At 47.3% G+C, this 13001-nt stretch carries 7 protein-coding genes and 1 pseudogene; 6 read left to right on the forward strand and 2 right to left on the reverse strand.

What is annotated here, in order from left to right; translation table 11 throughout:
• Positions 1-69: 69 nt before the first annotated feature.
• A pseudogene (locus HMPREF9446_RS07945) lies at positions 70-336 on the forward strand (Fic family protein); the annotation flags it as partial.
• 142 nt (positions 337-478) lie between these two features.
• Here the strand turns inward: HMPREF9446_RS07945 and HMPREF9446_RS07950 are convergent.
• Positions 479-2131: an alpha-galactosidase gene (locus tag HMPREF9446_RS07950; protein WP_009125067.1), complete on the reverse strand. Its 1653-nt coding sequence runs from the start codon at positions 2129-2131 to the stop codon at positions 479-481.
• A gap of 427 nt (positions 2132-2558) precedes the next feature.
• Between HMPREF9446_RS07950 and HMPREF9446_RS07955 the strand changes: the two genes are divergently transcribed.
• The 5 genes from HMPREF9446_RS07955 (at position 2559) to HMPREF9446_RS07975 (ending at position 11189) form a co-directional block, all read left to right on the forward strand.
• Entirely contained in the window at positions 2559-3701 is a 1143-nt protein-coding gene (locus HMPREF9446_RS07955) for an acyltransferase family protein (protein WP_009125068.1), read from the forward strand.
• Between the two features lie 11 nt (positions 3702-3712).
• A complete protein-coding gene (locus HMPREF9446_RS07960; protein WP_009125069.1) occupies positions 3713-4108 on the forward strand; it encodes an L-rhamnose mutarotase in 396 nt (131 codons plus the stop codon).
• A 347-nt stretch (positions 4109-4455) separates the two neighbouring features.
• Complete coding sequence (locus HMPREF9446_RS07965) at positions 4456-7632, forward strand: SusC/RagA family TonB-linked outer membrane protein (RefSeq protein WP_009125070.1); 3177 nt, start codon at positions 4456-4458, stop codon at positions 7630-7632.
• A gap of 42 nt (positions 7633-7674) precedes the next feature.
• Positions 7675-9354: a RagB/SusD family nutrient uptake outer membrane protein gene (locus HMPREF9446_RS07970; RefSeq protein ID WP_009125072.1), complete on the forward strand. Its 1680-nt coding sequence runs from the start codon at positions 7675-7677 to the stop codon at positions 9352-9354.
• Positions 9355-9386: 32 nt separating this feature from the next.
• Entirely contained in the window at positions 9387-11189 is a 1803-nt protein-coding gene (locus HMPREF9446_RS07975; protein WP_009125073.1) for a hypothetical protein, read from the forward strand.
• Positions 11190-11322: 133 nt separating this feature from the next.
• Here HMPREF9446_RS07975 and HMPREF9446_RS07980 read toward each other — a convergent pair whose 3' ends face one another.
• Entirely contained in the window at positions 11323-12891 is a 1569-nt protein-coding gene (locus HMPREF9446_RS07980; RefSeq protein WP_009125074.1) for a glycoside hydrolase family 43 protein, read from the reverse strand.
• Positions 12892-13001: the final 110 nt, after the last annotated feature.

Here is a 13001-nt window from a genome sequence, read left to right on the forward strand (position 1 = left end):
TAATTTTACCCCCTCAGGTTTTTACGTTGACCCACTTTTGTAGGGTCAACGTAACAATCTGAGGGGTTTTTAGTTATGATTCATCCGTGGGTGGATGGTAACGGCAGAACGGCTCGGTTGCTGATGAACTACATCCAATTTTGCTATCACCTTTTCCCAGCCAAGATATTCAAAGAGGACAGGGAAGAATATATACTTTCCCTGCGCCAGTGTCAGAAAGAAGAAACCAATCAGTCATTCTTGGACTTTATGGCTGGTCAGTTAAAGAAATCCCTCTCTCTGGAGATTAAGCGGTTCAATGCTTCGCAAAAGAAAGGATTTAGCTTTCTGTTTTAGTCCTTATTTGGTATAACAGATTGCGGTTTTGCTTGTTTTTTGCTTGTACATCTTTTCTTTAGTTGAGAAATCAAAGTGTCAATGTTTTTGTCACGTTCGGCAATCTCCTGATGCAGTTCCGCATTACTGTGTTCCAGCTCTTTCAGTTTACCGCTTTACTCTTTTCAGTAGAAATATCCGGGGCAGTCTTTGGGTCTGTAACAGGCAAGAGCGTGAAACAGTCTATATTGGGGGCCCAGCAGTAGGAACTTCCCATGCGGAGAGAATTGAAGCCCGGCTGTAGATTGATATAACATGTCAGGCTGGCGTGTTTCCCGGTTTCAGTTTCCAATTGATCGAAACATATTGTCTTGTCATTGTTCATGTTGATTTCTAATTGGCTGTAGGGCTTTCCGATATAATGTATGTTCATCATATATTTACCGCCTTTTTCACTATAGACCGACCAGAGGGCATGGTTCTCCATGCTTCCGCCGATATGGCTTATCCCCATTCCGCCTGAGGCTCCTTGTATAGGAGTATAAGCTGCTGTTTTGGGACTTTTGCCAAGGTCGTTGAAACAAGGCAGATAGGCCCATTCGGCTTCATAACGTACCGGTTCGATACGCTGTTCTCCTTCGGCGCGCAAGATTAGTACGCTGCGCGGATTCAACGTGTATTCAAGGACGCCGTCCTTTAGGGGCTTGAGGTTTTTCCGTTGAACCAGGTCGCGCAACTTTACATTGCCGGCCAGTTCCAGCAACTGCATCGGAACAGAGAAACTGCATAGCGTGTCTGATGGATTATACAAGGCGACGGCACGCACTGCTCCCCGGCGCTTCTCGATATCCTTAACCAGTACATACCCTTCACCCTCATGTTGCACAACGTATGCCTGTAATCCTAGCGGGTCCTGGTTCAATGCGATGAGCTCTTCATTTTTCAAGAGATTGAGCGATGCTTCGGAAATGGTTGTCAAGTCACAGCCGATAAGAAGGGGCGATGCCAGAATGCACCACATGCCGAAGTGTACTTCTTCCTCATTGGGAGCCAGTCCCCGGCCGATTTCCAGCATATCCATATCGTTATAGTGCCCCTCTCCGGCATAAGCCGAAAGATACAGGTTCTTGCCGATGATGTATTTCACCGATTTCCAGTTTGGAGCAATGTCGGGGCTGATGCGCCATGAGCGTGCCAACTTCCGTGCCCACGTACCGGGAAAGGCCCAGCGGCAGATATTGATGGATACGTGCCCGGCGCCCACTTGGTCGATGGCTTGCCGGATTTCGGTGTAACGTTTCTCCTCTTCCAGATTCAGCTCTTGCCCGGCACCACAGTAATCTATCTTGATGAAGTCGAAATTCCAGTCGTTGAAATAGAGGGTGGCGTCCTGACGCTCATGTCCGTACATGCCGGCACCTACGCCATTCATATCCTTGTCCCAGATAGAGCCGCAAGTGTTACTGCCGGCATCCGAGTAGATACCGGCTTTCAGCCCCAGCGAATGAATATGGTCGGAAACGACCTTCATCCCACGGGGAAAACGGGTGGGGTGAGGTTGCATGATGCCTTTTTCATCTCGTCCGCCGAAGAAACCGTCATCCACGTTGATGTAACGGTATCCGGCATTTTTCAGTCCCTTTTCGATCATGGCATCGGCTTGCCTCATGATTAAAGTGTCATTGATGTTTACGCGGTAGGTATTCCACGAACTCCAGCCCATTACGGGCGGTTCGAATACGCGGTTTGTGTTTTGGGCGCATGCGATGGAGCAAAGTCCTGCTACCGCTATGCCCAGTAGGGTTTTTCTTATCATGTTGAAACGTTTGTTGGAGGTTCTGTTGCAAATATAATCAATGTTATTGTTTTCACGGATTTAATTTACGAATAAAATAATTATCCGCCATATTATCCCTCCGTCCGGCTCTTCTACATTACGGCATATCAGTGCAACAGGGAGGCTGGATGCGTGTATAAGCCTGCCGGGAAGACTGTATAGGGGAGATGTGATTAAAAGCCTTTCAATATCATATTAAAAGCCTTTTAATGCCATATCAGTATGGGAGTGAACCTGGCAGATACGATGGACGAACAAGGATGAGCCATGCAGATAGCCGGCTAGGGAGATGAATGCGGATAATCATTCATATAAATAGCCTATTATTTTCCCACCTTGATAAATTTTCATACTTTTGTCAACTTCTTATGAAGATTCAGAAACCTACATAATTAAAATTAATCTTATGGATCACACACAACCCCCTAAAACTATTTTCGCAGACACGAAACCGCATTATGACCTTCTTGACGGACTGCGTGGCGTAGCCGCCCTGATGGTTATATGGTACCACGTATTCGAGGGATATGCTTTTGCCGGCGGTGGCATTATTGAAACTTTCAATCACGGATACCTGGCTGTGGATTTTTTCTTCATCCTTTCCGGATTCGTTATCGGTTATGCCTATGACGACCGTTGGGGCAAGGGTTTTACCATGAAGGACTTCTTCAAGCGGCGTCTGATACGGCTTCATCCCATGGTGGTGCTGGGAGTAGTGTTGGGGGCTGTCACGTTCTGTATCCAAGGATGCGTGCAGTGGGATGGAACACAGGTGCCCTTATTGATGGTGATGCTGTCATTGCTTTGTTCGATATTCTTTATACCTGCCATGCCGGGGGTAGGCTATGAGGTCCGCGGTAATGGGGAAATGTTCCCGTTGAACGGTCCTTGTTGGTCCTTGTTTTTCGAGTATATAGGTAATATCCTTTATGCTTTGTTCATCCGCCGCTTATCCAATAAGGCATTGGCGGTACTGACGGCGTTGTCGGGAACAGCCTTGGCGCTGTTTGCCATTTTTGATGTTTCCGGTTACGGCAATATGGGGGTAGGCTGGACGTTGGATGGAGTAAATTTTGTCGGCGGATTGTTGAGAATGCTTTTCCCTTTCTCTATGGGTATGCTCCTGTCGCGCAATTTCAAGCCTATTCCACTGAGGGGGGCATTCTGGATATGTTCCGTTTTATTGATTGCCTTGTTCTCGGTGCCTTATCTGGAAGGTGCTGAACCTGTTTGCACCAACGGTGTCTATGAAGCATTCTGTGTACTTGTGGCTTTTCCCGTGATTCTTTGGATCGGTGCGTCGGGAACTGCTACCGACAAGAAGTCGGCCCGGATATGTAAGTTCCTGGGAGATATATCCTATCCGGTTTATGTGATACACTATCCGTTCATGTACTTATTCTATGCATGGCTGATCAAGAACCAGCTTTTCACGCTGGAGCAGACTTGGCAAGTTGCCTTATGTGTCTATGCATGGAATATATTGTTTGCTTACCTGTGCTTGAAATTGTATGACGAGCCGGTACGTAGATATTTGGCTAAACGTTGAGACGAAATAAAATGGAGATTATGAATAGCAAGGCCGGTTACCGGGTAAAGGAGTATAGCGGGCCGGTAAAAAGATATTGCCAGACATTGGATCTGAAGGAAGATCCGGAGTTGATAACAGAGTATATGAAGCGCCATAGCCAGGCAGAGGCTTGGCCTGAGATCATTGCGGGTATCCGGGAAGTGGGTATTCTTGAAATGGAGATTTATATTCTGGAGAACCGCCTCTTCATGATAGTGGAGACACCACTTGATTTTGAGTGGGACACGGCGATGGAAAAACTGGCCGGATTGCCCAGGCAGGCAGAATGGGAAGATTATATGTCCATTTTTCAGGTTGCCAGTCCGGGAGCTACTTCGGCGGAAAAATGGCGGTTGATGGACCGGATGTTTTATTTATACGAGTAGCTTGTAACGGAGGAGGTGGTCAAATCCTGCCATGAATGCAGCAAGTACCGCAAGTACCACCACCGGCTTTTTCATTCCCTGTAAAGTTTAGGCTTATCTTGTCTGGAGAACATTTTATGGGCAAATAGCTTTTCTGTTACCCCTTTTCAGAGTGTACTGAGAGGGGGTAGAAACAAATTATACCTTTTTTAGTAACATTTCGGAAACGTATTTTAACTTATCCATATCCTCTTCATAACAATTTCACGGTACTCTTTTTCTTCTCATTCATACATTTGCAGTGGATTTCTTTTGCATGAATAAAAGGCGCAATAAGATCTTTGATATTAACCATTAAACAATGTACAATGAGAAAAGCATTTTTGGAAAAGTGCATAAATCAGCATTTATGCCGCATTGCATGGGTACTGTTACTTTTAGTACCCGCAATCAGTAGCCTTCAGGCTAATCCTTCTCAAAACAAGCCCATTACGGGAATTGTGACATCGGCTACGGATAATGAACCGTTGATCGGTGTCAGTGTGCAGGTAAAAGAAACTGCTACCGGAGGTATTACCGATATGGACGGTAAGTTCTCTGTGGACGCTCAGCAGGGGCAGACGTTGATATTCTCTTATATCGGCTATCAGACCCAGGAAATTCAGGTGGGGGCTTCATCCGTTATCAATGTAGTATTGAAAGAGGATTCGGAAATGTTGGACGAAGTGGTGGTTGTAGGTTACGGTGTTCAGAAAAAGAAGCTGGTAACGGGCGCTACCGTACAGGTGAAAGGTGATGATATCGCTAAACTGAATACCAACAACCCGCTACAGGCTATGCAGGGGCAGACACCGGGTGTGAACATCACTTCTACTTCCGGTCAGCCGGGAGCTGACATGAAAGTGACTATCCGTGGTTTGGGTACTGTCGGTAATTCCGCTCCCTTGTATCTGATTGATGGTGTAGGCGGTGATATTTCTACTTTGAACCCGGCTGACATTGAAAGTATAGATGTCTTGAAAGACGCTGCTTCGGCTGCCATCTATGGCGCGCAGGCTGCTAATGGTGTGGTGCTGATTACTACCAAATCGGGTAAGGAAGGCAAGGCGGTGGTTTCGCTGGACGCTTACTACGGCATCCAGAATGTAGCCCGTAAAGCTGATATGCTGAATGCACGGCAGTATATGACCATTATGGATGAGCAATCGTTGAATAGTGGCAACGGTGTCTATGATTGGAGCAGTTTTAAATCTATTTATGACGCCGATGGCAATGTCTATGATACTGATTGGATTGACACCATGTTCAAGGATAACGCCAAAACTCAAAGCTATACACTGGGCGTCACCGGTGGATCGGCTACTTCTACCTATGCGCTTTCTTTGGGATATATGCAGCAGGAAGGCATTGTGGGTGGTTCGGACGTATCCAATTATGAGCGTTACAACTTCCGTATCAACTCTGACCATCAAGTCATCAAGAACCTCTTGAAAGTGGGTGAGCAAGTAAGCTTTGTCTATAAGAAAAACAACGGCGTCAGTGTGGGCGACTTGTACGGCAATACTTTACGCGGTGCATTTGCCACATCTCCGTTGAGCCCTGTATATAGTGACAATAATTTGTATGACAATCCTTACAATGATACCAGCAACAGCGACTGGTATAATGCCGACGGCAATCCTTACGGTTACATGATGACAAATACCAATAACGAGAATAAGGCTGCTACTTTCACCGGTAATGTATATGCAGAACTGACTCCGGTCAAGAACTTGAAAATCCGCACGGTGTTTGGCGCTACGTATGGCTCCAGTGAATACCGCAGCTATACTCCGCTTTATCAGTTTGATATCTATACGAAGAATACAGAAAACACCAAAGTCAACCAGAATATGAACCACGGTTTGACATTGGTATGGACCAATACTGCACAGTATGACTGGACTTTGGGGGATCATGCGTTCAATGCTTTGGTCGGTATGGAATCTAGCCGTTATGAGGGTACCTATGTAGGCGCGAGAAGCGGTGTGCTGAAAGAAGGTTTTGATGATTGGGACCATGCTTTTGTCAACAATGGTTCCGCTACCACTACCGAACAGGGACTGGGTGCCGAAGGAAAGCCGAACGATGAGACCAGGACTGTTTCCTACTTTGCCCGTTTGGGATGGAATTGGAAAGAGACATACATGATCAATGCTACTGTGCGTGCCGACGGTTCTTCCAAATTTGCCAGCGGTCACCGCTTTGGCTATTTCCCTTCCGTATCGGCTGGTTGGACCCTTACGAACGAGGCATTTATGGAAAGTACCCGTGAGTGGCTCGACTTCCTGAAACTTCGTGTCAGCTGGGGACAAGTCGGTAACCAGAACATCGACAATTACCAGTACACGGCTCCCATCAAGAGTTCCACTACCAATTATCTGTTTGGTACAGGCCTCGGTTCTGCCAATCATGTATGGGGCGCTTATCCCAGTCGTCTGGCCAATGAAAACGTGAAATGGGAAACTTCCGAACAATACAATGTAGGTATTGATGCACGTTTCCTTGACAGCCGTCTGGGCATGAATGCGGATTTTTACGTGAAAAACACCAAGGACTGGTTGGTACAGGCTCCTATCCTTGCCACTGCAGGTACGGGGGCTCCTTACATCAACGGTGGTGACGTTAAGAATACAGGTGTTGAACTTGCTCTGACTTGGAACGACGGGATAGGAAAGGACTTCCATTACAATATCGGAGTGAACGGTACGTATAATAAGAATAAGGTTGGAAACATTCCTACCGAGGATGGCATTATCCATGGCAGTACGAACCAACTGTATGACAACTCTCCCGAATTTTATCGTGCTTCCAACGGTCATGCCATCGGTTACTTCTGGGGCTATAAGACCGCCGGTATCTTTCAGAACCGGCAGGAAATAGAAGACTGGATTGCGGCAGGAAACGGTGTGTTGCAAAGTAATGTACAGCCAGGTGACGTGAAGTATGTTGATGTGGACCGTAATGGTGTGATTGACGATAGTGATAAGGTGGATCTGGGTAACGGTATGCCGGACTTTACTTATGGTTTCAATTTAGGCTTTGACTATAAAGGTTTTGATTTTTCGTTGAATGCCAACGGGTCTGTAGGCAACAAGATTGTGCAGAGTTACCGCAACCATACCAATAAAAAGGCCAATTATACTACAGCTATCCTTGACCGTTGGACGGGTGAAGGTACCAGTAACCGTATGCCGCGCGTGACCGATACCAATATCAACTGGCAGTTCTCCGATCTTTACATTCAAGACGGTGACTTCCTGCGTATCAGTGCCATTACATTGGGCTATGACTTTTCCCGGTTGTGGAAGAGCAAGGCCATTTCCCAGTGCCGTGCTTACATACAAGTGCAGAACGCATTTACTTTCACCAAATATGATGGCATGGATCCCGAAATCGGTTACGGCCCTCAGGACAGCAACAGCAAGAGTTGGGTGACGGGTATCGACTATGGTTACTATCCTCGTCCGCGCACCATACTTTTCGGCGTTAACCTTAAGTTTTAATTGAACAGAGTACCAGTACTCATAAACTAAAAACAAGAAATCATGAAATTCAAATTAAATATTCTGGCTTTAGGATTGTTCAGCCTCGGGCTGGCATCTTGTACAGACAGTTTCCTGGATGTAGAGTCTAAGACGGAATCTTCCACCGGAAACTATTACAAGACGGAAAGTGACGCTTATCGTGCCTTGGTGGGTTGTTACGACGGTTGGCAATGTACTACCTCCAGTGAGGGGGTGGGCTTTTATCTGGCTTCGGAGATGATGGCGGACGAATGTTATGGTGCCACGGGAGTTGCCGACGGACGCAACTACCAGGTGATTGACCGCTTTGATCAGGCGCAGTCTTCATCGGACTTGAACTTGTATGAAACGGATTGGAAAAACTATTATGCGGCCGTTTACCGTTGTAATGAGTTGATTTCACGCGCCGATGGCATCAACTGGACCAGTGAAGCCACGAAGGGTACTTATCTTGGTGAGGCACATGCTATCCGTGCACTCTGTTATTTCGATATGGTTCGTCTGTGGGAAAACATTCCTCTGCTGGATACTCCCACTACCGACAACATTGCACAGGCTGCTCCCGATGAAGTTTACCGACTCATCATCAGTGACTTGAAATATGCAGCGGAGAATATTCCTGCGAATGCTTATCCCAAGGCACAGGCTGCATCCAACGACGGACATATTACAAAGTATGCGGCTGAAGCTCTTTTGGCGCGTGTTTACCTGTTCTATTCCGGCTATTATGGTAAAGAGCCTGCCGACCTTACTAAAGCGGAGGCATTGGCGGCAGTGGAAGATGTGATTGCTTCTGAAGAATTTGACTTGGTGGAAGAGTTCAAGAATCTATGGCCGGCCGCTTCCGTTACCTGGACAGCTAATGCTGACGGCAGCTATACCAAAACAGATACTTATGCGGGGCGTGGCAATGTAGAGACAGTGCTGGCACAGAAATTCAACTATACATCCGATTATAACGGCAATGCCGACGGTAACCGCTGGCAGGTGATGATCGCTCCCCGTAACTTGATTACCGTACCGTACGGACAAGGCTGGGGTGCCTGTACAGTGAGTCCGAAACTGGTGAACAGTTATCAGTCCGGTGACACTCGCGCCGCTGCCTCTATTATTGATTATACAAGTGAGGGCATTGCCGACCGTGACAACTTCTCTTTACTCTATAACGACCAGCGCGAATATACCGGTTATGGTATCAAGAAATATGCTCCGCTTGCCATCTGGCAGCAGGCCGATGATGGTACTTGGAGTGAGGTCAATGAGGTGATGGGTAAGGAAATTGGCGCAGGCGAGTACCAGATAAGCCAATACCAGGATTTTGTCGTGGTTCGCTATTCCGATGTGTTGCTGATGGCGGCTGAACTTGGTAGTCCTAATGCACAGGCTTATCTGGATGCCGTACGTGACCGTGCTTTCGGCGGTGATACCGGCAAGCGTGTGACAGCGACGAAAGAGAACATCTTGAAAGAACGTATGTATGAATTTGCCTTTGAAGGTCTGCGCTATTGGGACTTGCTTCGCCAGGGCGTGGATGTTGCCGCTGCCGAGATTGCCGAGACTCGTACCTTGCTCAGCGGTGGAGTGGAAGATGTCGTGACCATTCAAGGCAGTAAGATTACGGCGACGAGAGGTTTATGCCAGATTCCATACAACCAGATTAACCTTTCAAACGGTGTACTGAAACAGAATGCCGGTTGGTAAAACGGATGTGTAACAAATAAAAAATCTAAGATATGAAATTAAACTATTATATCTGCTTGCTTATGGCAAGTGTACTGTCGATATTCAGCGCCTGTTCTCCTGATGAATATGACTTGGGCGACAAGGGGCTGACCACTGATGACCTGGTAGAGGGTATTGCTTATACCATTACCCATGATTCTGAAAATCCGAACATCATTTATCTGGAAAGTAAACTAGGGGCTGGCTACACTCCTTTGTGGGAACATCCGCAAGGACGTAGCCAGGAGAAGAAGGTGACGTTGAAGATTCCGTTTGAAGGGACATATACAGTGACGTTCGGTGTGGAGACACGTGGCGGTGTGGTTTACGGTGAACCTGCTACATTTGAGGTCAGTTCTTTCTGTGCAGAGTTTGTGGACAATGAGTTATGGTCATTTCTTACCGGTGGCGTCGATAGCGAGAAAGTTTGGATCTTCGATAATGGTTCCTACGGTTATGCGGCCGGCGAGTTGACCTATGCCGATCCATCGTCCACTACGGAATGGAACAATTGGACTGCCAATTGGGATCCGGGCAAGGGGCATACTGGAGATGATGGCATTTGGGCCAGTACAATGACCTTTGACTTGAAAGGTGGAGCGAATGTGCGGGTACATTCGGAGTCGGTTTCGGGTACTGAGGATAGCGAGGGAACTTTTATGCTGAATACGGATAGCCATACCATTACTTTTACCGACTGTGACCTGTTACACACTCCAAGCTGGAGTGACCGCAGTACAAACTGGAGGAGAGATTTGAAGATATTGGAGTTGGATGAGAACCATCTGCGTGTGGCGGTGATGCGTGACAACAGTGAGGGTGCCTGGTGGCTGATATGGAATTTTGTTTCCAAGGAGTTTGCCGATAACTACGTACCCGAAGAACAGCCGGAGCCGGAACCTACATTGCCGGACGGATGGAAAGATGCCGTATCCCAGACTGTAAGCACTACTATTCAGTGGAATATGTCTGCAGATGTTCCTTTCGACTGGGCAAATCTGGACGGTAGTCTAATGAACAACTTCACGGCGGGCAACTATCCTGATTGGGCCACTCCGGTTGCTGAACTTGACAAACTTTCTATGACTTTGGACTCTAAAGCCATGACCTACAAGTTTGCTTTGCCTGATGGAACTGTAAAAAGCGGTGCATATACATTGGACGATAAGGGAGTCTATACTTTTGAGGATGGCGTGCCTTCCTACCATATTGGTGGTGGTGACATTATGTTCTTTGCAAATTCGGATAATCAGTTGCGTATCCTCAGCCTGGAGACTATAGCAGGAAATGTGACCGGCATGTGGTTAGGCGTGCGCAACGGTGACAAGGAAGAATATGTGGCTTACCACTTCATTCCCAATGCAGCCGGAGGTTCTTCTACTCCTGAGCCTGAGGCAGTGGCAGTGGATAACGGCAAGTTGGTATTCGGCCATTTGGAGACTGACAAGAATAATTTCCGTATTGAACTCTATAACGAGTATGGTAGTACCAAGGACAATTCTCCCGTAGATCTGTCAGCTTTGACATTCGATTATTCCATGGAGTTGACCTTTAGTATCAGTGGCTTGAGTGGAGATGCACTGACCAAAGAATATAATGCCGGACTTATGTATACGGCTTCCGGTTGGTGGCCTTCCTACAGCGGTGTGGCTGATGTGAAAATTAAGGGTGACGGTACCTATACCGTTACCTATAAGCCGGAAGCGGCTGTCAATGGAGCCATTGTCTTTGTCATCGATATTTTTGATATCGTCAGTGACATTGCCGATCTGGATGCTGTGAAAGTGACGATAGATAGTCTGAAGGTATTGTAATTGGTGATGGTGATGCCCAACTGGTAAATAGGCGGTTTTAACTGAATAAAAGCATAAGAGGATGTACCGTAGGGGGTACATCCTCTTATGCTTTTATTATTTTAGCTGTCAGGTGTAAAATGTTGTCGGTTGCCTATAATTCCGAATAGTCGAAATAACCAAACTCTGCATATGCCTTGGAAATATTGGAACCGGATGAGGCATACATTCCTAACATGATTCCGGTGAAGCCTCCGGCAGTTTCGGTACTGATGTAACAGGCGTTCATGCGTCCTAATTCCTTGAAACTCTTTCCGTCCGTGGCATATTCAAATGAATAGGAGTCTTTGTTTCCCTTCACACGGAGCTGCACTTCGTTTTTAGGAAGCGTAATCTCTTTCTCTATGTGGGTCATTTCACCGAGACGATAGCGCAGCACGACGGCTTGTTTCCCGTTTTCCAGTTGCTTGACGAAAAGGTCATAGTGGGCTGGTTCGAACATATAGACCGTCAAGCCGGCTTCATCTCCTGCGGTGGCCTTCTGTAATTGCAGGGAGGTGGTAGCGGTAAAATTGATATGCTCTTGGCGGCGGCCTGCGAATGTGGGACTTTCCTTGCTGTTGTCCAGATTTACGGGAGTGGCTTTCAGCCGTAACTTGCCGGATGAGAATGTGTAGTTCTCCGGGTGGTAATTCCTGATATGTACCCACTCGGTTCCTAACTTTCCGTCTTTGAAATCTGTGCGGACAGTTTTTTCGACTGGAGGTTGCTGTGGGAGGGTGGGGACATCCATCTGCAAAGCTATGGTGCCGTCTCCGTTTATTACCGGCCAAGCATTTTCATCCCAACGTACAGGAGCGAGGAATGTTTCGCGCCCCAGCAGATGGTGAGAGCCTGTCTGAGGACGAAATGCGAGACATACCATCCACCAACTTCCGTCGGAAGCCTGTACAAGGTCGGCGTGTCCCGTACCTTGTATCGGATTGTTCTGCGCATTCTTGTTGATATGGGTCAGAATCGGGTTGGCAGGGTTGCTGTCGTACGGGCCGTCTATCGTACGGCTGCGGGCAATGGTAACCTTGTGTCCGTATTCCGTGCCGCCTTCCGAAATCAGCAAGTAGTACCAGCCATCCTTCTTATAGAGGTGTGGGCCTTCCGGGTGGCGTCCGCCCGTACCGTTCCAGATGCGTTTGGATTCACTGAGCTGTTCGCCGGTTTTCGGGTTAATCTCACACAGGAAGATGCCTGCATCGGGATTGCTGACTAAATAGCATTTGCCGTTTTCAAAATAAAGGGAGGGGTCAATGCCACCCTGTTTTAGCCAGACGGGCTCTGACCATTCGCCGCGCGGGTTAGTGGTATGGACTATGAAGTTGCCTTTATCGGAAACGTTGGTGGTAATCATGTAAAATGTACCGTCGTTATAGCGGATGGTCGGTGCGTAGATGCCTCCCCAAGTAGTGGCGTCATGGAGGGGCAGTTGTGAGGGGCGTGTCAGGCAGTGCCCTATCTGTTCCCAATGAATCAGGTCTTTGCTGTGAAACAAGGGCACACCGGGGAAATACTGGAAACTGCTGTTCACCAGATAGAAGTCATCCCCCACACGACAGACACTCGGATCGGGATGAAAACCTGGTATGACAGGATTCTGATATCCCTGTTTGTTTTGTGAAAGACAGGACAGGCTTAGGGCCAGTCCCAAAAATAGCGTCATCTTTCTCATAAGTACATTGTATTTTAAATAGTTTGTCAGATATTCGGGAAACCTTATACACACAAAAATAAGTGATTCTCTTTGACCGGACAAGAAGGGGTTGCCCGATGTCATTCAAT

This window comes from Bacteroides fluxus YIT 12057 (assembly GCF_000195635.1).
In the GTDB taxonomy this organism is placed as follows: domain Bacteria; phylum Bacteroidota; class Bacteroidia; order Bacteroidales; family Bacteroidaceae; genus Bacteroides; species Bacteroides fluxus.

Bases quoted from the DNA above. Each gene is read 5' to 3' on its own strand.
- HMPREF9446_RS07950 (WP_009125067.1), bottom strand. From the start codon at position 2,131: ATGATAAGAAAAACCCTACTGGGCATAGCGGTAGCAGGACTTTGCTCC.
- HMPREF9446_RS07955 (WP_009125068.1), top strand. From the start codon at position 2,559: ATGGATCACACACAACCCCCTAAAACTATTTTCGCAGACACGAAACCG.
- HMPREF9446_RS07960 (WP_009125069.1), top strand. From the start codon at position 3,713: ATGGAGATTATGAATAGCAAGGCCGGTTACCGGGTAAAGGAGTATAGC.
- HMPREF9446_RS07965 (WP_009125070.1), top strand. From the start codon at position 4,456: ATGAGAAAAGCATTTTTGGAAAAGTGCATAAATCAGCATTTATGCCGC.
- HMPREF9446_RS07970 (WP_009125072.1), top strand. From the start codon at position 7,675: ATGAAATTCAAATTAAATATTCTGGCTTTAGGATTGTTCAGCCTCGGG.
- HMPREF9446_RS07975 (WP_009125073.1), top strand. From the start codon at position 9,387: ATGAAATTAAACTATTATATCTGCTTGCTTATGGCAAGTGTACTGTCG.
- HMPREF9446_RS07980 (WP_009125074.1), bottom strand. From the start codon at position 12,891: ATGAGAAAGATGACGCTATTTTTGGGACTGGCCCTAAGCCTGTCCTGT.